Annotated in this window: 18 protein-coding genes; 10 read left to right on the top strand and 8 right to left on the bottom strand. The window is 70.1% G+C overall.

What is annotated here, in order from left to right:
• Positions 1-332 precede the first annotated feature (332 nt).
• On the top strand, positions 333-1304 hold the full coding sequence (locus tag ACTWPW_RS47160; RefSeq protein WP_443172598.1) for a pectate lyase family protein: 972 nt from the start codon (positions 333-335) through the stop codon (positions 1302-1304).
• Between the two features lie 1199 nt (positions 1305-2503).
• Here the strand turns inward: ACTWPW_RS47160 and ACTWPW_RS47155 are convergent.
• From ACTWPW_RS47155 to ACTWPW_RS47130, 6 genes are all read right to left on the bottom strand, one after another.
• Positions 2504-3724: an ROK family protein gene (locus ACTWPW_RS47155; RefSeq protein WP_443172597.1), complete on the bottom strand. Its 1221-nt coding sequence runs from the start codon at positions 3722-3724 to the stop codon at positions 2504-2506.
• Positions 3721-4566, bottom strand: a complete 846-nt coding sequence (locus tag ACTWPW_RS47150) for a PmoA family protein (protein WP_443172604.1) — start codon at positions 4564-4566, stop codon at positions 3721-3723. Before ACTWPW_RS47150 ends, ACTWPW_RS47155 begins: the two co-directional genes overlap by 4 nt.
• A 68-nt stretch (positions 4567-4634) precedes the next feature.
• Positions 4635-5945, bottom strand: coding sequence for a Gfo/Idh/MocA family protein (locus tag ACTWPW_RS47145; RefSeq protein WP_443172596.1), 1311 nt, complete (start codon positions 5943-5945; stop codon positions 4635-4637).
• Positions 5942-6805 (bottom strand): carbohydrate ABC transporter permease, encoded by an 864-nt coding sequence (locus ACTWPW_RS47140; RefSeq protein ID WP_443172595.1) that lies wholly within the window; start codon positions 6803-6805, stop codon positions 5942-5944. Before ACTWPW_RS47140 ends, ACTWPW_RS47145 begins: the two co-directional genes overlap by 4 nt.
• A complete protein-coding gene (locus ACTWPW_RS47135) occupies positions 6795-7691 on the bottom strand; it encodes a carbohydrate ABC transporter permease (RefSeq protein WP_443172594.1) in 897 nt (298 codons plus the stop codon). Before ACTWPW_RS47135 ends, ACTWPW_RS47140 begins: the two co-directional genes overlap by 11 nt.
• 26 nt (positions 7692-7717) lie before the next feature.
• The gene (locus ACTWPW_RS47130) at positions 7718-9037 is read right to left on the bottom strand and encodes an ABC transporter substrate-binding protein (RefSeq protein ID WP_443172593.1); all 1320 of its coding nucleotides are present in this window, start codon (positions 9035-9037) and stop codon (positions 7718-7720) included.
• A 564-nt stretch (positions 9038-9601) separates the two neighbouring features.
• Here ACTWPW_RS47130 and ACTWPW_RS47125 point away from each other — a divergent pair.
• On the top strand, positions 9602-10093 hold the full coding sequence (locus ACTWPW_RS47125) for a DUF7737 domain-containing protein (RefSeq protein WP_443172592.1): 492 nt from the start codon (positions 9602-9604) through the stop codon (positions 10091-10093).
• A gap of 99 nt (positions 10094-10192) precedes the next feature.
• Here the strand turns inward: ACTWPW_RS47125 and ACTWPW_RS47120 are convergent, their stop codons facing one another.
• Together ACTWPW_RS47120 and ACTWPW_RS47115 are read right to left on the bottom strand one after the other, a co-directional pair.
• On the bottom strand, positions 10193-11044 hold the full coding sequence (locus ACTWPW_RS47120; RefSeq protein ID WP_443172591.1) for an alpha/beta fold hydrolase: 852 nt from the start codon (positions 11042-11044) through the stop codon (positions 10193-10195).
• A gap of 181 nt (positions 11045-11225) precedes the next feature.
• The gene (locus ACTWPW_RS47115) at positions 11226-13964 is read right to left on the bottom strand and encodes a carbohydrate-binding protein (protein ID WP_443172590.1); all 2739 of its coding nucleotides are present in this window, start codon (positions 13962-13964) and stop codon (positions 11226-11228) included.
• Positions 13965-14083: 119 nt separating this feature from the next.
• Between ACTWPW_RS47115 and ACTWPW_RS47110 the strand changes: the two genes are divergently transcribed.
• The 8 genes from ACTWPW_RS47110 (at position 14084) to ACTWPW_RS47075 (ending at position 23547) form a co-directional block, all read left to right on the top strand.
• Positions 14084-14737, top strand: coding sequence for a GntR family transcriptional regulator (locus tag ACTWPW_RS47110; protein ID WP_375119200.1), 654 nt, complete (start codon positions 14084-14086; stop codon positions 14735-14737).
• A 76-nt stretch (positions 14738-14813) separates the two neighbouring features.
• Positions 14814-16049, top strand: a complete 1236-nt coding sequence (locus ACTWPW_RS47105; protein ID WP_443172589.1) for an ABC transporter substrate-binding protein — start codon at positions 14814-14816, stop codon at positions 16047-16049.
• Positions 16039-16977, top strand: coding sequence for a carbohydrate ABC transporter permease (locus ACTWPW_RS47100; protein ID WP_443172588.1), 939 nt, complete (start codon positions 16039-16041; stop codon positions 16975-16977). Before ACTWPW_RS47105 ends, ACTWPW_RS47100 begins: the two co-directional genes overlap by 11 nt.
• Positions 16974-17648, top strand: a complete 675-nt coding sequence (locus tag ACTWPW_RS47095; protein ID WP_443172587.1) for a carbohydrate ABC transporter permease — start codon at positions 16974-16976, stop codon at positions 17646-17648. The genes ACTWPW_RS47100 and ACTWPW_RS47095 overlap by 4 nt, the downstream gene beginning before the upstream one ends.
• On the top strand, positions 17645-17803 hold the full coding sequence (locus ACTWPW_RS47090) for a hypothetical protein (RefSeq protein ID WP_443172586.1): 159 nt from the start codon (positions 17645-17647) through the stop codon (positions 17801-17803). The genes ACTWPW_RS47095 and ACTWPW_RS47090 overlap by 4 nt, the downstream gene beginning before the upstream one ends.
• Positions 17800-19728: a hypothetical protein gene (locus tag ACTWPW_RS47085; protein ID WP_443172585.1), complete on the top strand. Its 1929-nt coding sequence runs from the start codon at positions 17800-17802 to the stop codon at positions 19726-19728. The genes ACTWPW_RS47090 and ACTWPW_RS47085 overlap by 4 nt, the downstream gene beginning before the upstream one ends.
• On the top strand, positions 19725-20516 hold the full coding sequence (locus ACTWPW_RS47080) for a hypothetical protein (RefSeq protein WP_375119196.1): 792 nt from the start codon (positions 19725-19727) through the stop codon (positions 20514-20516). The genes ACTWPW_RS47085 and ACTWPW_RS47080 overlap by 4 nt, the downstream gene beginning before the upstream one ends.
• 487 nt (positions 20517-21003) lie before the next feature.
• Entirely contained in the window at positions 21004-23547 is a 2544-nt protein-coding gene (locus ACTWPW_RS47075) for an ATP-binding protein (protein ID WP_443172584.1), read from the top strand.
• Positions 23548-24254 lie beyond the last annotated feature (707 nt).

Below are 24254 nucleotides of genomic sequence, written 5' to 3'. Positions count from 1 at the left end.
GCCGAACGCTCCTATGACCTGGTGTTCACCCGGTGCTACTCCGTACCCCCTGGCAACAAGGACGATTGCGCGGTTCATACCGAGTCAGTCGCCATGGAGAGATCCCCTTCGTCCCAAGGGAAGGCAGAATCATGAAGCTATCTAGGCCATCTCGCCATCGTCGGCGCGCGGCCGTTCTGACATCTGGGCTCACCATCCTGGCAGCCGTGGCTGTCACCACCATCGTCTCCCCGGTAAGTCCGGTTGGCGCTGCCGCTGCTTTCGGTAGCAACAGCGAAGGCAGCAACGCCCGCCAGTTCACGGGCTCCGGCCAGCCGGTCGGGTATGCCTCGATGAACGGTGGGACCACCGGCGGGTTCGGGGCCGACGTGGTCCATGAGTACACCCTCAGCGAGTACTGGCGCAGCGCCGGCTACTCCAACCCGGGCGACGCGATGTACGACCTGTTCAAGGAGCACGATGACCGATCCGGCGAGGGCCTGGTCATCTACGTCGACGAGACGATCAGGGCGGCTGACTTCGGCCGGGACAAGATGCATGTCAACGACGTGGAGAACGTCTCCATCCTGGGGGTCGGGACGCGGGGCGAGTTCGACGGGGTCGGCCTCAGCCTCCGCAAGTCACGCAACGTCGTCATCCAGAACCTGAGGATCCACCACGTCGACACCGGGGAGAGGGACGGGATCACCGTCCAGAAGTCGAGCTCCAACGTTTGGATCGACCACAACGAGATCTACAACGAGTTCCCGGACGTGGACAAGGACCACTACGACGGCCTGATCGACGTCAAAGACGGCGCGGCGTATGTCACGATCTCGTGGAACCACCTGCACGATTCGTGGAAGACCACGTTGACCGCCGGCGGCGACAGTCAGAGCTCGGCGGGCGACCACATCACCTTCGCCAACAACTGGTTCCAGAACGTGAACTCCCGCGTGCCGCTGATCAGGCGGTCGCATGTGCACATGTTGAACAACTACTTCCAGGACGTGGCCGATACCGCCGTGAACGCCCGGATGGGCGCGCAGGTCCTCGTCGAGGGCAACTACTTCGAGAACGTCGGCACCGGGCAGGTGGACGAGGTAACCGGCGACATCCACGGACCGGTCGGCTGGTTCTACGGCAGCAACGCGACCGGGTACTGGAACCTGGTGAACAACGCCTACGTGAACACCCCGCACGAGCACCTGAAGTCGACCACCGACTTCACTGTGCCGTACGCCTACAACGCACTTACCCCGCAGGATGCCAGGACACAGGTCATGCAGAACGCCGGCGTCGGCGTCGTCAACGTGACGCCGTAGGCAGCGTCTCGCACATCCGTACACTGCCCACCTGCGGCGCCCGAACCGGCAACCAAGAATCGCTGACCTGAGCCCGGCACGACACCGAACGCGCCGGGCTGGCGACGAACAGATAAGCCCTTGGCAACCCAGGCAACGACGACAACCTCAGACATCGCGGCTCCGGCGGCGGCAGCCACGCAGCGAACTCCTGCATCATCCGCAACGCGTAGGGAGAGCAACGCCAGCTTCAGATCATCCAACTCCCCCGTCATCTACCTGGTGGACGGCGGCGGCGTCAGCCCGCGCACGGCCAGGGTCTTCCAGCACCACAGCCCCCTGCGCGGGTCGCCACCGCGACCCGCCCAGGGGGCACACATGGTGATGGACAGCGTCACCTGCCGCTTTACGAAAGTGCCCGCTGCAGCTGAGCCTCCGTTTACGCCAGGGCCACCGTCCGCAGGACCGGGCACGGGCGCGTCCAAGGACAGCGAGTCGGAGGAGATCGACTCCGGCCCCAGGGAGTGTTCGCCACGTACGAGCCGGGCTTCGTCCCCTGATGGCACGCGCCGCCGCTCCAAGCTTCCGCCAGGGCTCGTGGCGTCGGCCGGCCTCTACCTGGCCTTCCACAACGCGACTGGCTCTGAACCCACGCCCGGAGGAAGACCAGGCGACCGCGCGAACAGATCATCGAGGCAGGACCTCGGCGAGGACGAGCGAGCCGGAGAGCAGCCCGCGCCGGAACACGCCTTACCAGCTGCGTCGACTGTGGGGCGCTGTTAACAACTGAGGGCGGCGGTGGTCTGGGGCCAGCGCGAGACTAAAGTTGCCCCAAGGCCGCGTACTTAAGGTGGTCGTGATGCTGTCAAGCACGTGAGCTCCTGGGACATGGGGAGAGAGATCTAGTAGATAGGTGATCTTCCGCAACGATCCGTCGGGATGGATCTCCGTTGATCGCCGAGCCTGCTGGCTCTGCTGTGTTCAGTGCTACTACGACAGCCTTTTCGCCGCGCCCGAGGGCCCACAGGGTGTTCGTGTCAGGGCGTTGGGTGAGCTGACCGCGCTCGTTCCGTTCGAGATCGTGGACCCTGTTCTTGAGGAGACGAGGAGTGTGCAGCGTCGCCGGCACTACCTGCGCTCGCGAGTCGCCCATGCTCCGGGCTTCCGCGCGGGGAGCGCGTCAAGCACTGGACCTGTTGAACGCGGAGGACGCTACCTCGTCAGGACCAGGACGGATGCGGCTGCTGTGCCAGCCAGGTCGTCGGATGTTGCCGGGTCTGGTCGATGGAGGTCAGCGCCGCGCCGATGACGGCGGCGTCGGGGCCGAGCATCGCGGGCCGGATCGCGATGGGCGCCCATGAGGCGGTCAGCACGCGTCTGTCGATCTCTGCCCTGACGTTGGCGATGATCCACGACGACAGCAGCGCGAAGCTGCCTCCCAACAGAACCGTGTTGATGTCGAGGATGTTCAGCACGTTCGACAGCGCGATACCCAGCGCTGTACCGGCCCGCTCGAGGGCCGCCAGAGTCTGAGGGTCGCCGGTCTCGGCCTGATTGATGATCGCAGCCTCCGGCGTGGTGCCTGTCGGCGGGTGCTCCTTGCCCAGGATGACCGGGAGGCTGGCGTACGTTTGAAGGCATCCGCGTGATCCGCATGGGCACGGCTCGCCCTCCGGATACACCGTGACGTGACCGAGTTCGCCGCTCCAGCCGCGGGTGCCACGCATGAGCTGTCCGTCCAGGACGATCCCCGCGCCGATGTCGAGCCCGCCGGAGACGTAGACGAAGCTGGCGTCCGTGGTGCCGGAGGCGTACATCTCGCCCAGGGCGGCCAGGTTGGCCTCGTTGTTGACGAAGGCCGGAATGCCGAGGCTGTCGCGCAGTGGGCCGGCGGCCTGGACGCCACGCCAGCCGAGCGCGGGCGCCGACTGCACGACGCCGTCGTGGACTGGTCCGGGGGCGGCGAGGGTGGCAGTGACGACGGTCAGCTCATCGGTCGCGACGGCTTCCATCGTGGTGCGAGCCATCGCCGCCAGATCGGCCAGTACGGTCGGCGCGTCGCGGCTTGCCGTGCGATGGAAGGACAGGTGGCGCACGGTGCCGCTGAGATCGACCACGCAGATGGCCAGTTCGTCGGCGCGAATGTCGAGGCCGAGGCCGACGGGGCCGGTTCTGGACAGGGTGAGCCCGACTCGGGGCCGTCCGGCGCGGCCGTTGTGGGCGACCGAGGACTCGATGATGAGGCGGCCGGACAGGAGTTCCTCGACGATGCGGGTGATCGTGGGCCGCGTCAGACCGGTGACGGTCGCCAGCTCGGTGCGGGAGATGGGGCGGTTCGCCGCCGCGATGTGGCGGAAGACCAGCTCCAGGTTGATGCTGCGCAGGCTTTCCTGCCGGACGGCGCTGTTCGGCAGGGGGTTGGGCTGGAGGCGTCCCGTCATGTCGCCGTCCGGGCAAGCTTCGCGGCGAGCTCGGTATCGACGGGCCCGTCGACGACGACGGTGATCACCTGGCGGCTGACGGTCTGCATGGGAGGCAGCGCGAGCGGCTCGTCCCAGGCCAGCGCGGAGCAGACGCCCAGGTAGTCGCGGGCGCGCACGAACCACCTGTCGCGCGCGGTGGCCGCGTCACCGGGGACGAAGATCAGGCTCCACCGGCTCGTGGTGACCGCAACCCAGTCCGCTTCCCGCCCGTGGATCTGTTCCACCCCCTCACCGAACGGCGAGAGCACGGTTGCGCCGGCCTCGGTCGGGCCTCGCCAGAAGTGCCCACCATATCCGGCGCCGATCCGGCCTTTGGCCGCCGGGCTGCATACGGTCAGCGGCCGGTCGGTGGCGTTGGTCAGCCGGCTGTCGACTCTCAGTGTCCAGGCGGTCAGGTCCAGCGCCCGGCAGGTGATCGTGCGCCTCTCTCGCAGCAGGACGTTTCCGTCCGCGCCGACCCAGTTCAGCAGGTGCGACAGGTGGGAGTCGGCCCGGCGGAGCCAGCGCCGGTGCACTTCCTGACCATGATTGTCCAGCCAGGCGGGTCCGTGTCCGGCGACGAAGGTGCGCCCACCCCAGAAGTTGGTCCCCTCGATGTCGGGAAAGGCGATGCTGATCCCGAACTGGTGGGAGTGGGAATCGGGCGCGGCGTCGGTGACCGTGTGGCCGCCGAGCGTGCGCACCGGGTGCAGGAACGGCCGGGGCGAGCTCGACAAGGGCAGCTCGCTGTGCCACACGTAGCGGGCCACCTCCTGCCCTGACACGCTCAGCATGGCGGCGCCCTCCGGAGCAACTCGCATGGTCACCTCGCCGATTCTCCGTCTCAGCCGCTGCGATTCCCCAGCGTACGGCAGTTCGATGAGGACACTCATCCCGTCAGATCGAGCTCCTCCAAGTGGACGGCACGGCCCGTGCGCAGGGACTCGTTCCCGGCGATCCCGGTGAGCACGCTCGCCGCGCCCGCCTCGAACCCCGCCGCCCGGCACAACGGGTCCTCCGCGGGACCGCGGAAGACGTCGCGCAGGAGCATCGCGTCGCCACCGCCATGGCCACCCGCTCCTTCGGGTACGGGAATCAGACGTGCCGGTTCCCAGTGCCGCTGGAGGAGCAGGCGGCTGCCGCGCATGCGTGGCCCTCCCTCTGGGCCGACGCTCCCGTCATCTTCGGCGGCGGGGTCGAGGACGGCCGAGGCGGTGGCCGCGCCGATCCTGACCGCCGCGCCCCCGGCCTCCACGTGAGCGCGCTCGACGACTTCCAGCTCGATGCGCCCCGCCGTACCGTTGATCGCGACGCGGTATCCCTCCCACGGGCAGTGCGCATGCAGCGAGTAGGACATCGACGCCCCGCGCCGGTAGCCCACCACGACGTTGAGGTTGTCCTCGATGGTGATGCCGTCGGAGAAGACGTCGCGGTCGCGGATGTAGCCGTCCAGGTGCTCGGCGTCGCGGTACAGCTCGCGCAGGCGATCGTCGGCGGCCAGGTCGATGCCGAAGGGATCCCCATCCATCTGATCGTGCTCCGGCCGTGGCCCGAGCCCTCTTCGCCGGGCGTTCTCCGCACCGTAGAAGCGCAGCCCACCGCGGGCGAAGACGACCTCGGGCACGTCGTCGAGCCACCAGTTGACCAGGTCGAAGTGGTGGGTGGACTTGTGCACCAGCAGCCCGCCGGAGGCCGACTTGTCCCGGTGCCAGCGGCGGAAGTAGTCGGCGCCGTGCACCGTGTCCAGGCACCATTCGAAGCTCACCGAGGTGACCTCGCCGATCTGCGGGATCAGCTCCTTCACCAGGGAATTGCGCGGGGAGTAGCGGTAGTTGAAGGTGACCGTCAGCTCCGCCGTACCGGAATCCAGGGCCTCGCGGATCTCGCGGACCCCCGCCACGTCGATGGTCATGGGTTTTTCGACGATCGCAGCCACGCCGTGCCGCAGCGCGCGCCCGACATAGCCGGCGTGGGTGTGGTCGGGCGAGGTGACCACGACGACGTCCGCGAGCTTGAGAACCTCGTCGTACTGCTCCGCGCCGAAGTGGGGGAGCCGGACGAAACGGTCGTAGTAGGCCATGCGCACCTCGTTGGTGTCGCAGAAGGCGACCGGCCTTCCGACGTCGGCATAGGGGCCGAGCAGGGCGCTCAGGTACATCTGGGCGCGCGAGCCGGTGCCGACGAAGGCGTAGCGTCTCATTTCAGTCCTGTCGTGGCGATGCCCTTGACCAGGTACTTCTGGCCGGCGATGAAGAAGCCGATGACCGGCGCGAGCGAGACGAACGACATGGCGAACATCTGCCCCCACTGCGACTGGCCCTCCGAATCGATGAACTGTCGCAGCGCCAGCGGCACGGTGTAGAGCTCCTGCTCGGTCAGGTAGAGCAAGGGGCTGAAGAACTCGTTCCAGGACGAGATGAAGGTGAAGATCGCCGTGGTGGCGAAGGCCGGCTTGCACAGCGGCAGGATGACGCTCCAGAAGATGCGGAACGTGCCCGCGCCGTCGATGCGGGCGGCCTCGTCCAGTTCCTTGGGCAGCGACCGGATGAACTGGACCATCAGGAAGATGTAGAAGGCGCTGGTGGCCAGGAAGTTCGGCACGATCAGCGGGTAGAAGGTGTCCAGCCAGCCCATTCTGTTGAACAGGATGTACTGCGGGACCAGCAGCACGTGACCGGGGAGCATCATGGTGCCCAGCGTCAGCGCGAAGAACAGCTTGCGCCCGCGGAAGTTGAGCCGGGCGAAGGCGTAGGCGGCCAGCGAGCACGAGATCAGGTTGCCGATGATGGTCAGGACCGCGATCACGAGGGAGTTGACCAAGTAGAGGTCGAATGGATACGCCAGGGCCGTCCAGCCCTCGGTGTAGTTGGACAGGTCCCACTCCGAGGGCCACAGCGACAGGTCCTTGAAGATCAGGTCGTTGGGCTTGAGCGAGCTGGCCACCAGCCACGCCAGCGGGTAGAGCATGACGCCACCTGCCAGGCAGAGCAGCAGATGTTTGCCGAAGCGCTTACCGCGGCTGTGGCCGATGCGCTCGACGTAGCTGTCGTCAGTTGTCATAGTGCACCCACTTCTTGGCCAGGAGGAAGTTGAGCGCGGTGAACGCGGCGATGATGATCAACAGCATCCAGGCCATGGCCGAGGCGTATCCCATGTGGAACTGCTCGAAGCCCTGCTTGTAGAGGTAGAGGTTGTAGAACAGGGTGGAGTTGGCCGCCCCGCCCTTGCCGCCGCTGAAGATGTAGCCCTGCGTGAAGGTCTGGAAGGACGAGATCAGCGACTGGATCAGGTTGAAGAAAATGATCGGGCTGAGCAGCGGCAGTGTGATCTTGCGGAACTGCATCCACTTGTTCGCCCCGTCGATCGCGGCTGCCTCGTAGTACATCGCCGGGATCTGCCGCAGTCCGGCCAGGAAGATCACCATGGGGGAGCCGAACGTCCAGATGTGCAGGATGATCAGCGTGGTGAGGGTGAAGTCGGGGTCGGAGGTCCAGGCGATCTTCTCGATGCCGAAGAAGCCGAGGAAGCTGTTGACGATGCCGTCCAGGCCGAAGATGTAGCGCCACAGCAGCACCAGCGCCACGCTGCCGCCCAGCAGCGAGGGCAGGTAGAAGACCGCCCGGTAGACCGGCAGGCCGCGCACTCCTCGGTTGAGCAGCATGGCGATCCCCAGGGCCATGGCCAGCGAGAGCGGGACCGACACGAACGTGTAGACCACCGTGACCTTCACCGACTGCCACCAGGTGGCATCGGAGAACATCTTGGCGAAGTTCTCCAGTCCGATCCAGCTCGGCGCGTTCAGCAGGTTGTAGTCGGTGAATGACAGGTACAGCGAGGCGAAGAACGGGATGACCGTGAAGGCCATCCCGAGGAACCAGGGCAGGATGAACAGGTAACCCGACCGGTCCTGGCGCGGCTTCCTGGGCGCCGCTGTCACCAGGGACACGGCCCGGTCCTTGACGTGCGTCACTGTCACTGCGGCAGGGCCTTCGCCGCTTCAGCGATGATCTTCTTGGCGGCCTCGACCGGCGTCACACGACCGTGCTCGACCTCAGGCGCGACCGCGGTCAGCGCGTCCTGGATGGCGCTGGCGCCCTTCGGGTACGGCGGGACCACCAGCAGCTTCTCCTTCTGCAGACCGATCAGGTAGTCGGTGGCCACCTGGTCTTCCTTGTCCAGCGAAGGCTTGATCGCGTCGGCGACGGCGCTGCTGGCCGGGACGCCGCGGGTGGTCTTCAGCGCCTTGCCCGCCTCGACGTCGTTGATGAGGAAGTTGAGCAGTTCGAGCGCCTCCTGGGGGTGCTTGGAGGCGGCGGCGATCGACCACAGAGCCGGGGTGCCGATGTTCATGCCGCGGCGCTTGCCGCCCACCTCGCCGGGGATACGCAGCAGCTGCAGGTTGCCGCCGGAGACCTGGTTGTAGCGCAGGAAGTTGTTGGTCGGGATGATCTGCGAGGCGACCGAGCCCTTGGCGATGTAGGACTGCTCGGGGGAGGAGCCGACGGTCTCCACGAAGCCGGCGGGCGGGAAGCCGCCTTCTTTGCGCATGTCCTCGAACATCTGGAACCACTTGGTCAGCGTGGCCTCGCCGGCGCCGAACCTGCCGTCGGCGGTGAAGAAGTCCTCGCCCTGCTGGGCGACATAGACGATGACGTTGGCCATGGTGGCGGGGTCGACGAGGGTGCCGTAGACCTTCTTGCCGCTCTTGTCGGAGATCTCCTTGGCGAACGTGGCCAGGTCCTCCCACGTCCAGGCGTTGCCGTCGGGGATGGCCACGCCGTACTGGTCAGTGATCGCCTTGTTGACGACGAAGCCGATGGTGTTCAGGCCCGAGGGGATGCCGTAGGTGGCGTCGCCGACCTTGGTGAGGTCCTTGGCCGCCTGGCTGAGGCTGGCCATGTCCACGGCGCCGGCGTGGTCGTTGAGGTTGAGCAGCGCCTTGCGGTCGGCGTACTCCCGCAGGGAGTCCATCCGCATCATCATCAGGTCCGGCGGATTGCCCCCGGCGAAACGCGTGGCCAACTTGTCCTTGTAGGGGCCGCTGTCCTGGTACTCGGTCTTGATCTTGATGGTCGGGTTCTGCTTCATGAACAGGTCGAGCGCGGCCTGGGTCTTGGCGGCGCGGTCGGCGTCGCCCCACCAGACCATGTTCAGCTCGATCCCGCCGCCGGAGGACTCGCCGCCCCCGCCGAAGCCCCGCCCGCAGGCGGCGAGGGCCAGGCCGAGGCCGGAGAGCCCGGTCATCTTCATCAGCTCGCGGCGGCTGGGCGCGATGTGGGCTCTATCCATCATCGGGGCGCGGTCCCTTCATGCAATGTGTCGATATGTCTCCCCCGAGTTGACGGTCACGTTACGGCCGCAGGCTGGTTACGTCAATCCATGAAACAAATAAAGGCCCAAAGTCTTTGACTCTCATTCGAGCCCGCTCGTACACTGCCGTCACCACTGGTAGCAAGCGCTTACCACACCCGCGCTCCGCCTTACCGCACCGAAGAGCTCCGTGATCGTTCGCGCCACCCCGCCGCCGCAGGCGATGGCTCCAGCCGTCGGCGGAACCAACCGCATCGGTCGACGGTGCCACTGGCACTACGGCGAGTTCATCGATTCCGAGGAATGATGCTGTCAGTCGGCGACATCGCGAGTGGCGGATCGGGACGGGGAGAGCATCCGGCTCAGTGCTCCGGCGCTGGAGGCGACGGCGCGGCGAAACCGGGGCCCGAGGCGGAAGGACGGCAGGTATCCGGCCCGGGCGGATGACGGCCGTGAGACCCAGCCCTTCGACACGCTGCGGCTCGGTCGCTGGCCACCACCGGGCGGGTTCGCTTCGACCGGCGGGAGGGGCGCGGCTTCGTACAGGTGGAGACGGCCGAGGTGCCGCCGCTGGTGTTCAGCGAGGCGATGCGGGACGTGGACCTCTTCGTGGCCGTCACCTCCATCGCCGCCGACCCGCAATGGCAGGACCGCGGCGAGGACGAACACCGGGACTACTGGAGGGAGACCTCCGTCGGCCCGCTGCCCCCGTCGGCCGAGGTGCGCCGCGACGCGCTGGCGCGGCCGCCCCGCGCGGCCATCGCCGACCGGCTCACGCTCACCGAACGGTTCCTGGTGGTAGGCGGGGATCTGCGCACGTACAAGATCCACTTAGGCAGCGCGAACGTCCTCATGGAACCCGACGGCGCCTACCTGTGCGTCGTCCCGGCCCGTAGGCGCGATGCCCGGATCGCCGACGAGAGCATCCTCCGCCAGGTCCGGGTGCAGGGCTGTGTCCGGGGTCTCGGCCGCTCGGGTTTGCGCTGCCTCGCGCGGCCGGAGCCTGGCCCGCTCTCCGTACTTTCTGGTCCGCGTTGACGGTCCCGCAGCTCGCCGCGACACGCGAGGTGGTGCCCGGGGCGCTCCGACGTCGCTCGCGCCGGAGCGCCCCGGGGGTCCGAGCGGGGGAGGTGTGTTCTAGCGGACAGTGGCATTGGCGGCCTGCTCGATCAGGCGCGTGACCGTGTCGGGCCGGGAGACGGACACCGCGTGGGAGGCGTCGACCTCGACGGCGTGCGAGCGGGCGCGCCTGGCCATGAAGCGCTGCGCGGCCGCCGGGATGTTCCTGTCCCGCGTCGTGATCAGCGTCCAGGACGGGATGGTCTTCCACGCCGCCTTGGTGGCCTTCTCCTCCAGCGCGGCGGCGGTGACGGGGCGCTGGGCGGCGGCCATGACCTTGGTGATCGTGGCGGGGACGTCGGCCGCGAACTGCCGGCGGAACTTGTCCTGGTCGATGTAGAGGTCGGTGCCGGAGGTTCCGTCCGGCAGGGTGAAGGGCACGGGCTCGAGCGTCTCGGACAGCGTGCTGCCGGGGAACCTGGCGGCCAGGTCCGCGGCGCTCTCACCGGTGTCCGGCGCGAAGGCCGCAATGTAGACGAGTGCCTTGACCTGGTCGTCCCCGTCGGCGGCGGTGCTGATGACCGATCCGCCGTAGGAGTGACCGACCAGCACCACCGGACCTCGCACGCTCTCCACCAGGCCGCGCAGGTGGGCGGCGTCACTGGCCGGGCTGCGCAGCGGGTTGGCCGCGGCGATCACGGGATACCCGTCATGCCGCAGCCGCTTGACGACACCCGTCCAGCTCGAGGCGTCGGCGAAGGCGCCGTGTTCCAGGATGACGGTGGGCATGGCGCGTTCGGCCGCGGCCGCGTCCGCCGCCGGGGTGCCGGTCAGGCCGACGGTCGCCAGGGTGACGATCGCGAGGCCGGCGCCGGCCAGGGTCGTACGGATCCAGGAGGGGCTGGTCTCAGGGGTTGAGGTCGCAATCATGCCTCCTAAGACCAGCCAGCTGTCCGGTATGTGACAACTTGGGGGAGAATTGGGGATCTGCTATCCCGGATGGATCGGCTGCCGGGGACGCCGTCCGGGTTCGGGGCGGCGGCTCCTCCGGTAGCGCTGCCGCCCGGTACGGGACAGCAGGTCCCCGGCTACCGGCGGGCCGGCCGGGTGGTCACTCCAGGGCCACCCAGTCGATGTTCGCGACGCCCGCGCCCCCGCTCGCCACCAGGAACAGGTCGTGCACACCGCTCGTGCCGGCGATGCCGACGCTCTGCGTGGCGAACCGGGTCCACCCGCCGGTCGAGGCCGTCGTGAGGGTGCCGATCACCGGACCGGCCGGGCCGTCGATCCGTACCTCGAAGCTCTGGCCCGCGTACGCGGGGTCGACCCCGACCGAGGCGGAGAACGACGTGCGCCCCATGCCGAAGTCGACCGACCGGAACGTCAGGCTGTCGCCGCCGTCGAAGCTCCCGGCGAACTTCCCCGTCCCGCCCGCGGCCACGCTGGTGCCGGAGCCGGCGTCCGCGTGCTCGGCCTCCAGCTTGGCCGGGGTGCGGGTGAAGGAGATGGTGTCGATGTCGCCGACGCCCGGTCCCGTGCCCAGGGCGATGAGGTACACGTCATGGGTGCCGCTGGTCGGGGTGATCGGCGTGTACTGGGGCACGAAGCGGTCCCAGCCGCCGGTCGCCGAGACCGTCGCGGTGCCGATGACGGGGCCGGTGGGCGAGTCGATGCGGATCTCGAAGCGCTGGTTGGCGTACTGCACCTCGGTCGCGAGGGTCGCCGCGAACATGGTGCGCCCGTTGCCGAAGGCGACGTTCGCGTAGCGCAGCCAGTCGCCGCCGTCGAAGCTGCCGACGACCGTGCCGGTCCCGCCGGAGCGGGTGTTCGTGCCGGAGGAGGCCGCGGCCGACTCCGCCTGGATGGTCGCGCCGACGGAGCGTACGCCGGCGGTCCACTTCGTCGCGCCGTACTGGTAGGCGCCGATCGTGGGGGTCGCGTCGGTCGAGCCGTCCGTCCAGGGCGGCAGCACCGCGCCGGCGTTGCGGGCGGGGGAGCCGGAGGTGACGGTGAAGTCGAGCCCGGCGGCGTTCGTGAACTGCGGGTCGGTCGAACTCGGCAGGTTGTTGGAGACCGTGACCCCCGGCATGGTGTCGACGATGCCGATGTTGTTCTTCACCTCGGAGGTGGAGTAGGTGCCGCCGAACAGGCTGACCGCCTTGGGGTCGGTGCCGCTGGTGTTGCCGTAGATCTTGTTGCCCGAGGTCGTGCCGCCGTTCGGGTTGATCAGGACGACGCCGTACGTGGTGCGGTTCCAGGCGACGTTGTCGGCGACCGTGGCGTTGTAGGTCTCCAGGTCGAGGTAGACGCCGGGCGCCGGCCCGTCCTGGGCCACGCCCGGGGCCGCGTCGTGCAGCAGGTTGTGGTCGATGATCGTGTTCGCCAGGTTCACCCGGCAGCACACGTAGATCGCCCCGACGTCGTTGACGAGCTTGCCGTAGTCGCCGAAGTCGTTGTACCGGATCAGGTGGCCGGAGGAGACGGTGCCGGCGACCTTGTTGTCGATGTTGAGGTTGCTGCGCCCGCTGCCCCAGGCCGTGTTGTGGCTGATGAGGTGGTCGCTGCCGAGCACGTTGATGCTGGCCGCGTAGCTGCCCATGTAGTCGGCGTTCGTGATGCGGTTGTTGGTCACCGTGTTGCCGGTGCCCGCCACCAGCACGCCGTTGCCGGCGCTCCAGTCGATCGTGCTGTTGCGCAGCACGTTGCCGGTGCCGCGCAGCTGGATGCCGCTGGTGGTCTCGCCGGCGGTGAGCACGTCGCACGGGTCGGCGGGGGTGACCTTGGCCGGGTCGACGACGAGGTCGCTGTAGGCGGAGACGTAGCGGGCGGTGATCCCGTCGAGCGTCACGTGGTGGGTCGAGGACGAGGTCTGGACGGTGGAGCCCTTGATGCCGATGCCGAGCACGGTCGTGTACGAACGGCCGGACAGGTCGAAGGCGAGCTCGCGCTGCTTGACCTCGACGGTGTGGGCGGACGGGGCGGCCCCGTCGGGGGTCCAGAGGTAGAGGTGGCCGTCGGCGGCGCGGTGGTGCCACTCGCCCGCCTTGCCGAGCAGCGCGAGCTTGCCGCTCAGCGAGTACAGGTTGCGCTGGTTGGGGCTGAGCCCCACGCAGGCCGGCAGGCTGCTCGCGGTCACCGACCCGACCGCCGAACTGGTCACGGTGCCGGACTCGCTGACGAACCAGTTGTGCGAGGTGAGGCGGGCGCCGACCCACCAGCCGGCCGGCTGGGTGAGCGCCGCGTCGGAGAGCGAGGTCTGGGTGCCGGACTGCGCGGAGGCGAGCACCGGCTCGGCCGGGTTGTTGCCCGGGTGTGGCCAGGCCGCCTCGGGCTGCATCGCCCCGTCGACGAACACCTGCTGCCCGGGCAGGGCGCCGTTGACGGTGACCGGGGCCCGGTAGATCCGGCCGGCCCCGACCGCCGCGGCGAACTCCGACCCGGTGAGGGTGGGGTCGGCCGCCTGGAGCGCGGCCAGCTGGGCTCCGGTGACCTGGGACCAGCCGGTCACCGGGTCGCTGCCGTCGACGATCACCGCCGCGCCCGGGGCGGCGGTGTAGGTGATGCGGTTCGCCGCCGTGCCGTCGGCGACCGGCTTGACGGTCTCGCGGTACGTCCCGGAGGCGATCTGGCAGGTGTCACCGGCGGTCATGACCGTGCCGCATCGCTGGATGGTGCGGAACGGGGAGCCGGAGGTTCCCGGGTTGGAGTCGGAGCCGGAGGTGCTCACGTAGTACGTGGTGCCTCCCGCGGCTGCGGCGGGGGGTGTGCTGGTGAGGGTGCCACCGAGTAACGCGGCGGCGGTGGTCGTGGCGAGTGCGGCGGCACGGGCCGCGACGATCCGACGGGCCATCCAAGATCCAATCACTAATCGATTATCGAGAAGTTAGTGACCAGGGTCGTGCCGCGTCAATGGGGACAATCGACTATCGCTAGCCTAGGCAGCACCATCGGAACGCAAGGAAAGGCGCCATGACCGACACCGGCATCAACCGGGGACTGCTCTCGGACCAGGTGTACGACCTGATTCTCACCTCCATCCTCGACGGCACGCGCGCCCCCGGATCCCGCGTCGTGGAGTCCGAGATCGCCCGGCAGCTCAGCATCAGCCAGGCGCCCGTCCGTGAAGCGGTCAAGCGGCTGGTGCACGCGGGGCTCGTCGTCTCGGTGCCCCGCCACGGCAGCTACGTGACCGAGATCTCGCCCGAGGAGTTCGCGATCGCGCGGCAGATGCGCGCCTCGATCGAGGCGGCGGGTGCCCGCCTCGCCGTCACGGCCGCGACCGCCACCGACCTCGCCCGGCTGCGCGCGATCGTCGCGCGCATGGAGAAGGTCGTCGCCTCGGGGGACTGGGCGGCCTTCCGCAAGCTCGACGTCGAGTTCCACCGCAGCGTGATCGCCTCCACCGGCGTCTCCGTGCTCGCCCGGCTCTGGGACACGCTCGAACCCATGCTCATCAGCCAGCGCGCGATCGGCGACCCCTCCTACCTCGGCGACCGGGCCCAGGTCGTCCGCTGGCACGCCGACCTCATCGACGCCCTGGTGAGCGGCGATCCGGAGGTGGCCGCGGTGGCCTTCGCGGCGCACGCGGCGGGCGACCTCGGGACCGACCGGTCGTCGTCCTAGGCTTGCCAGACAGATGGACCACGGTCTACTGTGCCACTCGCCTATCGATAGGCGATTGTCTTAGCAAGGGAAAATCATGCGATACAGCATGCGCGGCGTCGCGATCCTGCTCGGCTCGGCGATGGCGGCCGGACTCCTGACCGGATGCGCGAGCGGTGGCGCCGAGGAGGGCGGAGGCGAGCTCCGCATCCTCGCCAACATCACCCCGGTCCTGACCAAGCAGTACTACGAGAAACTCGTCCAGCCCTGGGTCGCCCAGAACAAGGGGGTGAAGGTCACCATCGAGGTGCCGAGCGCGGAGGACGTCCAGGCGACCCTCCAGCAGGAGCTCGCCTCGGGCGACGTGCCCGACATCGTCGCCAGCAACCTCGACCCGGTGGTGGCGCCGCAGCTGCTCGCCTTCCCGGAGGAGGACTGGGTGCTCGACACCCCGCTCGTCCAGGAGAACAAGGTCGGCGGCAAGATCTGGCAGGTCGCCACCGGCGCGCAGATCCAGTCGCTCGTCTTCTACAACAAGAAGGCCTTCGCCGACGCCGGCATCGACGGGCCGCCGGCCAGCCTGGAGGAGTTCACCCAGGACCTGAAGGCGCTCAAGAAGGCCGGCTACCTCCCGCTGCAGACGGCGGGGGAGTGGGTCACCGGAGCGCAGTTCGCCATGCTGGCCAACCCGCAGCTCCTCGGGTCCGGCGACTTCTACGCCCAGCGCAACGCCGGCACGGCCACCTTCGCGGCGAGCCCGTACAAGAACTACCTCGACGCCTACGCCGGCTGGATCGCCGACGGGCTGGTGGACCGGGACGCGCTGGGCCTGAAGTACCAGGACTCGATCGACGGGTTCACCTCCGGCAAGGCCGCCACGTACGTGATCGGCAACTGGATCGTGCCCTCCATCGACGAGGCCGCCCCCTCGTTCGACGTGGGCGTCTTCGCGGCGCCGTCGCTCGACGGCCGGCCGGCCGGGCAGCTCGGCGGACCCGCGCAGCCGTACTCGATCCTGCAGGCCTCGAAGCACCAGGATCTCGCGCTGAGCCTGGTCAAGTACCTGGTCAGCGACAAGGCGGCGGTCGCCGCGTCGCTCGCCTCGGAGGGCAACTTCCGCCAGGGGCACCCGTACAAGGGCAGCCCGCTCAACCAGCAGGTCGCGGCTATCCACGACGCCGCGCCCCGACTGGTGCTCGGCACCTCCGGCCCCACGATCCCCGGCGGGTTCGGCGACGAGCTCAACAAGCAGGTCCAGGCTCTCTACGTCGGCACCGCACCGGCGAAGGCGGCGGCCGCGCTGGACTCGTGGTGGGATCTGAATGCCGGCTAGCAGCACCCGGGCCGGTGCCGCCGGGGCGGCGCCGGCCACCCGCCGCGTCCGGGGCGCCCGCCTCGACCTGCTCACCGACACCGTCATGATCGCGCCGGCGCTCGCGCTGGTCACGCTGTTCGTGCTCGTCCCGATCGCGATCGCGGTCTACCTCAGCCTCACGAACTGGGACGGCTTCACGATCCCGCCGTCGTGGGTCGGCACCCGCAACTACGAGCGGCTCGTGCAGGACCCCGAGGTGCTGCGGGCCGCCGGCTTCACCGCGGTGATCGCCGTCGTGGGCACGATCGCCTGCAACGCGCTGGGCCTGGGCATCGCCGTGCTCCTCAACCGCAGCAACCGCGTCACCACGGTCATGCGCGTGCTGGTCTTCTCGCCGTACGTGATCGGGCCGGTCATCCTCGGCTTCCTCTGGGCGTCGATCCTCGGCAGCAACGGCGCGGTCAACGCGCTGCTGACCGGCTTCGGCGTCGAGCGGCTGCCCTTCCTGGCCGACCCCGTGTGGGCCACCGCCACCACCGTCGTGGTGATCATCTGGGCCAGCTTCGGGGTCAACGTCGTGCTCTACCTCGCCGGCCTGCAGACGATCGACGCCTCGCTCCTGGAGGCGGCGGTCATCGACGGGGCCGGCCCCTGGCAGACGTTCTGGCGGGTCAAGCTCCCCGTGCTCGCGCCGACCGTCACGCTCAACGTCGTGCTCGCGGCGATCGGGCTGCTCCGGGTCTACGAGCTCGTCCTCGCGCTCACCGCCGGCGGCCCCGCCGGGGCCACCCAGACGTCGGTGTTCACCATCCTCACGACCTCCTTCAGCCGCTCGCAGCTCGGCTACGGCGCGGCCCAGTCGGTCGTGCTGATGATCGCGATCATCGCGATGACGGTCGTCGTCACCCAGCTCCGCCGGCGCGGCGAGCAGGCGGTGGCCGCATGACCGCCCGCCTGCTCCGCGGCGTCGTGCTCGTCGTGCTCGCCGCCGTGATGGCCGCCCCGCTCTACCTGCTCGCGACCAACGCGTTCAAGAGCCAGGACGACATCGTCGGCTCGCCGTTCGGCGTGCCCGCCGACGGGTTCACGCTCGACAACATCGTGCGGGCCGCGACCTCCGCGGACTTCAACGTGCTCGGCGCGTACGGCACGACCGCGCTCCTCGTCGCGGCGGTCAACGTGCTGTCCATCCTGGTCACCGGGCCGGCCGCGTACGCGATCGCCCGCGGGACCCGGCGCGGCCACCGCCTGGTGCTGCTCGTGCTGCTGATGGGCCTGTTCATCCCGAGCCAGGCGATCGTCATCCCGGTGATCTACGTGCTGCGGACCATCGGCCTCATGGGCACCGTGCCCGGGCTCGTCCTGTTCCAGACGGCGCTGACGATCCCCACGACGGTGTTCCTGTTCACCGCGTTCGTGCAGAGCATCCCGCGCGAGCTGGACAAGGCCGCCCGGATCGACGGCGCGAGCCGGATGGGCACGTTCTGGCGCATCATCTTCCCGCTGATGCGCCCGGCCGTCGCGACCGCCGTCGTGCTCAACTCCGTGAGCGTCTGGTCCGACTTCGTGAACCCGCGGATCATCCTGGGACCCGGATCCGGCGTCTACACGGTGTGACCACCGGGGTGTTCGCGGCGGTCAGCAAGTACTCGACCGACTTCACCATCGTCTACTCGAACATGCTGCTCGCGGTCGCGCCCGCGCTCGTGTTCTACGTGCTGCTGCAAAAGCGCATCATCGGCGGCCTCACCTCGGGAGCGGTCAAGGGATGATCAGGATTTCCGCCACCGTGCCCCTGCGCGAGCTGCCCCGCTGGGCGGTCCTGGAGCGCGAGCTGCTCGCCCGCCTCGACCGGGCCTGGCGCGAGTTCGAGCGGCGCTTCTGCGAGCCCGACGGCCGCCTGCGCTACCGGGGCCGGATGTACGGCCGCGACGGCGTCGACGACTTCTACGAGCCGTTCTTCAACTGGCCCGTGCTGTACCGCCTCGGCGGGTCCGGCGACCTGCTGGAGGCGGCCAAGCACCACTGGGAGGGCGTGACCCGGCAGCTCACCGAGTTCGGCTTCGTCCGGGAGGAGTACGAGCTCGGCTACGACTGGTTCCACCAGGGCGAGTCGCTGCCGTTCTTCCTGTCGATCTGCGCCGCGGACCCCGCCGACGCCGCCTTCCGGGCGCGGGCGCGCCGCTTCGCCGAGCTCTACCTGCCCGGCGCCGGCAACTACGACCCGCTCACCCGTACGATCGTCGCCCCGCACACCGGCTCCGGCGGCCCGCGCTGGGGCGTCGGCGAGGACTGGGAGGAGTACCGCGCTGACCAGCCCGGCATGGAGATCTACGGCCTGCCGCTGCTCGACGTCCCCGGCGTCCGCGACTGGGAGGACCTGCGCGACCCGGCCGCGGCCCGCGCCATGGGGCAGGCGATGCAGGAGCGGATGGGGCGCGGCGACACCGCCGTCAACCTCGCCGCGACCACCCTCGCGGTCAACGCCTGGCTCTACGACCACGACCCGCGCCTCGAAGCATGGGTGCTCGAGTACGTGGACGCCTGGCGTGAGCGCGCGGCCGCGAACGGCGGCGTGCTGCCCGACAACGTCGGCCCCGGCGGCACCGTCGGCGAGCTGCACGGCGGCGCCTGGTACGGCGGCCACTACGGCTGGACCTGGCCGCACGGCCTGCACTCGATCGCGCCCGCCGCCACGGTCGCCGCGCTCAACACCGTGGTGCTCACCGGCACACTCGACCGGCTCGACCTCGTCGGCGGCACCCTCGACGCCGTGATGGCGCAGGGCGAGGTCGCCGACCGCATCGCCACCCGCGGCAGCCTCGGCCCCGGCTGGGCCGAGCGGCTCGGCGCCGGCGAGAGCACCCGCGAGCTGCTCGTGCCCTACCGGCACGGCCCCCGGGGCTGGTTCGACCGGCACCCGGTGCCGCTCGCGCCCGTGCTCTGGCTCGCTTGGGCGCGCGGCGACATCGCCCACGACCCGCGCATCGAACGGCTGCGGGCCGCCTCCGACTCCGACTGGGAGGCGGTGCGCTGGTTCCACGACAAGGAGGAGCAGGGCCACGAGGCGCCCTGGATCGGCTACCTCGCCGGACGCAACCCGGACTACCCGGAACGTGCATTGGAGCTGGCCCTCGCCCAGGTCCTGCGGCGGATGGCGCTGATCGCGCAGGCCCCCGGCGAACCGGCGGACGGCGACATCCACTTCTGGCAGCGGCTCAACCCCGTCGTGACGGAGGTGCTGAGCCAGCTCGTGACCGGCGCGCCACCGGCCGTCTACTACGGCGGCCTCGCGCTCGCCCGCGTCCTGGTCGGCGACGGGGCGCGCGGCCGCCCCGGCCTGCCGCCCGGCGTCGCGGCCCTGGTCAGGGCGGTCGAGGAACGCCGCGTCGCGCTCGACCTCGTCAACCTCGGTGACGACGACCAGCTCGCCGTCGTCCAGGCCGGCGCCTTCGGCGAGGACGAGATCGTCAGCGCCGGCCACGACACCGCCGAGCCCGGCTACCCCGGCGACGACCGCCGATACGACATCCCGCCCGCCCCGGCCACGCGCCACCGCGTCGCCGTCGGCGCCTCGCGGATCGAGGTGCTGCTGCCCGCGCGCACGCGGATCGCCCTCGACCTCGAGATCACCCGGCGCGTCCACCGCGCCTCCCACCAGGACTTCGTCCGCACCGCTCAGGAGAACCACGCATGAACACCGCCCCCGAGTCGCCGTCGGCCGTCTGGCCCCTGCCCGTCCGCGGTGAGCCCTTCGACCGGGCCGACCCCGACATCCTGCGCCGCATGAAGGCGGTCAGCGCCGCCACGGCCTGCGCCAAGCTCAACGGCATGGGCATCACCCGCACCGCCGTCCAGGGTCCCGCCCCGCTCGAACGCGGCAGGAGCGTCGTCGGCTCCGCCCTGACGCTGCAGTTCATGCCGCAGCGCGAGGACGTCGCGAGCGGCCTGGGCCAGGAGTACGTCGAGCGCGACACCGCCCTGTGGGCCGTCCTCGAGACCGTGCAGGAGGGCGACGTGCTCGTCGTCCAGGCCTACGGCAGCTCGTTCACCGGCTGCTTCGGCGACATGCTCGTCCGCTACTTCAAGCGCCGCGGCGGCGCCGGGATCGTCGTCGACGGGCGCATCCGCGACTCCGGGCGCGTGCGCGAGCTCGGGGTGCCGATCTGGTGCACCGGCACGACGCCGCACTACGCCTCCCAGACCGACCTGTTCCCCTGGGCGTACGACGTCCCGGTCGCCGCCGGCGGCGTGCTCTGCCTGCCCGGCGACGTCGTGGTCGCCGACGACGACGGCGCGGTGATCGTGCCCTCGGGCAAGGCGCTCGAGCTCGTGCAGTCGGCCGAGGACCACGAGAACTGGGAGGAGTTCAGCCGGATGCGGCTCGAACAAGGGGCCCGGCTGTCCGACTACTACCCGCTCAGCCCGGACAGCCGCGCCGAGTACGAGGCGTGGCGCGACGCCGGTCGCCTGCCGCTCCTCTGACGCCACGGGCCCGATCACTGGACCGGATCACGTCGCCTCGATCTCGCGCCCGTCGGGCAGCAGGAACGGGCCGGTGTAGTCCCAGTCGGTCGAGCTTGCGAGCACGGTGGCCCCGCGGGCCGGCCCGCCCCTGACCCCGGTCTCGACCGATCCGACCGCCGGCCCGACCCGCGAGGCCGTAGCAGGCGGGGGTGCCGATCGTGTACGGCAGGAGGTTCGGGCCGATGGCGTCGATGGCCGTCCGCCGCCAGAGCGGTGGCGGTGTCGGTGTGGCCGGCGAAGGGTCGGCGAGAAGTTGCCCGGTGTCGAGACTGCGCACCCAGACGTTGCGATCGTCGCCGCCGGACAACGAAGGACGGCGACGTGTCCGTCCAGCGCCCGGCCGCGGGGATCGGCGCGGGTGGCGGGCCGGTGAACCGCGCCCTGACTCGCCGCGTTTACCGTAGTCTGACCCTGATCCAAGCCGGTGCGCGCGGGAGATGTCGTCATGCTGTCAGGAGCGAGTGACCGACCTCATGCGAGCCCTCCGGAGGAGGAGCCGGACCTGGGCACGTTGCTGCGCACCTGGCGTGATCGCGCCCTGCTGACCCAGGCGCAGCTGGCGGAGCGGGCGGGTGTCAACGTCCGCACCGTCCGCCGGTTGGAGACGGGTGAGTTGCGCCGGCCGCGCCACGCGTCGGTACGGCTGCTGGCCGAGGCTCTGGGCCTGGGGGCCGAGGAGCTGTGGCTGCTGAAGCGCGCCGCGGGCGGAGCCGAACAGCCCCCGCCCCTGCTGCGTCCGACGCCGCGGCAGTTGCCCGCCGACGTGGAGTTCGTCGGCCGGGCGCGGGAGCTGGCCCTGCTGGACGAGGCCGGCGGCGCGTCCACAGTGGTGATCACCGCCATCGACGGCATGGCGGGGGTCGGCAAGACCGCGCTGGCCGTGCACGCCGCGCACCGGCTGGCCGCCCGCTTCCCGGACGGCGACCTGTTCGTCGACCTGCACGGTTACACCCAGGGCATGGCCCCGGCCGACCCGGCCGACACCCTGGCCCGGGTGCTGGACGTGCTGGGCGTCGCCGGAGAGTCGATCCCCCAGCACGTCGACGACCGGGCCGCGCTCTACCGGAGCGTGCTGGCCGGCCGGAAGATGCTGATCCTGCTGGACAACGCCGCCGACGAGGCCCAGGTGCGGCCGCTGCTGCCGGGCGCGGGAGGCTGCCTGGTGCTGGTGACGAGCCGGCGGCGGCTGGTCGAGCTGAATGACGCGCGTACGGTGTCGGTGGACGTGCTGCCTGCCGAGGACGCGATCGCGCTGTTCGCCGGCACCGCGGGGCCGGAGCGGGTCGCGGACGCCCCCCGCGAGGCGCTGGCCGAGGTGGTGCATCGGTGCGGGCTGCTGCCGCTGGCGATCCGGCTGGCCGCGGCCCGGCTGAAGGCGCATCCGACCTGGACCGTGGCACACCTGCTGGGACGCCTGGAGGAGCACGAGCGCCGGCTGAGCGAGTTGCGGGCCGGGCAGCGCAGCGTCGTCGCCGCGCTCGACCTGTCCTACCGGGAGCTCACCGGCGCCGAGCGACGCGCGTACCGGCTGCTGGGGCTGCACGCCGGGGTGGACATCCCGCCCGACGCGGCCGCCGCGCTGTTGGCCACCAGCGTCGAGGACGCCTCTGCGCTGCTGGATCGGCTGCTGGAGGTGCATGTCATGCAGGAGCCGGTGCCCGGCCGCTACCGCTTCCACGACCTGATCCGCACGCACGCCGCCGAGGTGGCCGCGCAGGAGGAGCCGGAGGCCGATCGGCGCGCCGCGCTGAACCGGCTGCTGGACCACTACGCCCAGGGCGCGTCGGCGGCGATGGACCGCCTCTACCCCTACGAGGCCGACACGCGCCCGCTCCCGCCCTCGGGCACCGTGTCCATGGCCGATGCGGCGCAGGCCACCGCCTGGCTGGACGCGGAGCTGGTCAACCTGCTCTCGCTGGCCCAGCACGCCGCCGAGCAGGGCTTCCCCGAGCACCTCCAGCATCTGTCGGTCACCCTGCACCGGTGCCTGCGCACCCGTGGCCGCTACGCCGAGGCCGAGACGCTGCACGCGCGGGCGCTGGCCGCTGCCCGCGCCGCCGACGACCGTACGAGCGAGATGGAGGCGCTGCTCGGGCTGGGCGAGATCCGCTACAAGCAGAGCCGGTACACCATCACCATGGAGGACACCTCGCGTGCCCTCGACATCGGCCGCGCCATCGGCAACCGCTCCGGCCAGTTGCGCGCCCTGAACACCCTGGGCCTGCTCCGCGCGATCCACGGGCAGTACAAGCAGTCGGCCGAGGACTTCACGCAGGCGCGGGACCTCGCCCAGCAGATCGGGCAGCGGACCGGCGAGCTGGACGCGTTGATCGGCTTGGGCCACATCCACCGGATGACGGGACGGCCCGAGCCGGCCGGCGACAACCTGGTGCGGGCGCTCGACATCGCCAGGACGATCGGCCACCGTACCGGTGAGATGCGCGCCCTGCTCGGGCTCGGGCACATCCACCTCGGCCGGGGCGAGCACGTGCCCGCCACCGAACACTTCACGCGGGCCCTGGACCTGGCGCGCGCCACGCACCATCGGCTCGGCGAGCTCGACAGCGTCACCGCGCTCGGCGATCTGCACCGCATGCAGAAGCGTCACCAGCAGGCCCGCGACTGCTACCAGCAGGCACTCGACCTCGCCCGCGAGATCGGCAACCGCAACTGGCAATTCGAGGCCGTGCACGGCATGGGCCGGCTGCAGCACGCCTGCGGGCAGGACGACCAGGCGCTCGACAGCCACGACCAGGCCCGGCAGCTCGCCTCGGACCTCGATCAACCGGGCGACGAGGCCCGCGCCCACGACGGCCTCGCGCACGCCCACGCCGCACTCGGCCAGTACGAACAGGCCCGCCACCACTGGTCCCGGACGCTGACCATCCTGAGCGACCTCGGCACCGACCAAGGCGACGAAGGGGGCGTGGACGTCGAGACCATCCGCGCCCACCTGGCCCGGCTCGAACCCGCATCTACTGAATCTTGAAGGAGAACTGCTGCGGCGTCGCCCGCCGGCTCGCCTGATCGCCGGGGTGGCCGGACCAAGCTTGCCATGACGATTCCTCGCCGCCCTCGCCCCGACCATCGTCTTCGCGCGCCCGGCTCCCGCGTACGCCTGCGCGACACCCGAGAAGGCCCGCCTGTTGCGGCTGTTGCGAAAGCCGGCCCGGGCCAGGCTCGGGTCGAACCGGCGCGGCAGGGTGAAGGCCGCCATCCGCCATCGCGAAGCTGAAGGCCCCGCGATTTGCTTGCGGGTCCAGGTCCCGGCAAACCACAGGTCAGAGCCTCGTGGCTGCGTTTGCGACGCGGTACAGGCGGGGCCCGGATCCCGGGAGCAGGCGCGGGGCCCCGCAGTGCTGTCTGTCAGGCGCTCACCCGGATACGGTCGGAGATCTTCCGCAGTCTGCCTACCGTGTGCCGCTGGTGTCGATCCCGACTGTCAGCAGGAGACGCGCAGGTGGTTGGACTCCTTGAACGCCGGGCTGCCGCCGATCGTCCGGCCACGTGGATGGTGCGATAGGTGTGGGTTCCCGTGCCCGAGCAGTTGTAACGGACGTAGGCGTCGTAGCCGCGTCCCGTGACCGTCGTGTTGGCGAGGTCCTGCCAGCCGTACCAGCGGCTGCGTTGGAGGACCAGCGTGGAGGTGCCGCTCGTGCCGCAGTCCTGTGTCTGGCTGCCGAACCCGACCACGAG

It is taken from the genome of Nonomuraea sp. KM90, from assembly GCF_052246675.1.
Taxonomy (GTDB): Bacteria; Actinomycetota; Actinomycetes; order Streptosporangiales; family Streptosporangiaceae; genus Nonomuraea.
Note: the sequence above shows the minus strand (reverse complement) of the source record. Positions and strands in the feature narration are given on the sequence as shown.

Coding starts and splice junctions, on each gene's coding strand:
- ACTWPW_RS47160 (WP_443172598.1), top strand. CDS start 333: ATGAACGGTGGGACCACCGGCGGGTTCGGGGCCGACGTGGTCCATGAG.
- ACTWPW_RS47155 (WP_443172597.1), bottom strand. CDS start 3,724: ATGACGGGACGCCTCCAGCCCAACCCCCTGCCGAACAGCGCCGTCCGG.
- ACTWPW_RS47150 (WP_443172604.1), bottom strand. CDS start 4,566: ATGCGAGTTGCTCCGGAGGGCGCCGCCATGCTGAGCGTGTCAGGGCAG.
- ACTWPW_RS47145 (WP_443172596.1), bottom strand. CDS start 5,945: ATGAGACGCTACGCCTTCGTCGGCACCGGCTCGCGCGCCCAGATGTAC.
- ACTWPW_RS47140 (WP_443172595.1), bottom strand. CDS start 6,805: ATGACAACTGACGACAGCTACGTCGAGCGCATCGGCCACAGCCGCGGT.
- ACTWPW_RS47130 (WP_443172593.1), bottom strand. CDS start 9,037: ATGATGGATAGAGCCCACATCGCGCCCAGCCGCCGCGAGCTGATGAAG.
- ACTWPW_RS47120 (WP_443172591.1), bottom strand. CDS start 11,044: ATGATTGCGACCTCAACCCCTGAGACCAGCCCCTCCTGGATCCGTACG.
- ACTWPW_RS47115 (WP_443172590.1), bottom strand. CDS start 13,964: ATGGCCCGTCGGATCGTCGCGGCCCGTGCCGCCGCACTCGCCACGACC.
- ACTWPW_RS47110 (WP_375119200.1), top strand. CDS start 14,084: ATGACCGACACCGGCATCAACCGGGGACTGCTCTCGGACCAGGTGTAC.
- ACTWPW_RS47105 (WP_443172589.1), top strand. CDS start 14,814: ATGCGATACAGCATGCGCGGCGTCGCGATCCTGCTCGGCTCGGCGATG.
- ACTWPW_RS47100 (WP_443172588.1), top strand. CDS start 16,039: ATGCCGGCTAGCAGCACCCGGGCCGGTGCCGCCGGGGCGGCGCCGGCC.
- ACTWPW_RS47095 (WP_443172587.1), top strand. CDS start 16,974: ATGACCGCCCGCCTGCTCCGCGGCGTCGTGCTCGTCGTGCTCGCCGCC.
- ACTWPW_RS47085 (WP_443172585.1), top strand. CDS start 17,800: ATGATCAGGATTTCCGCCACCGTGCCCCTGCGCGAGCTGCCCCGCTGG.
- ACTWPW_RS47080 (WP_375119196.1), top strand. CDS start 19,725: ATGAACACCGCCCCCGAGTCGCCGTCGGCCGTCTGGCCCCTGCCCGTC.
- ACTWPW_RS47075 (WP_443172584.1), top strand. CDS start 21,004: ATGCTGTCAGGAGCGAGTGACCGACCTCATGCGAGCCCTCCGGAGGAG.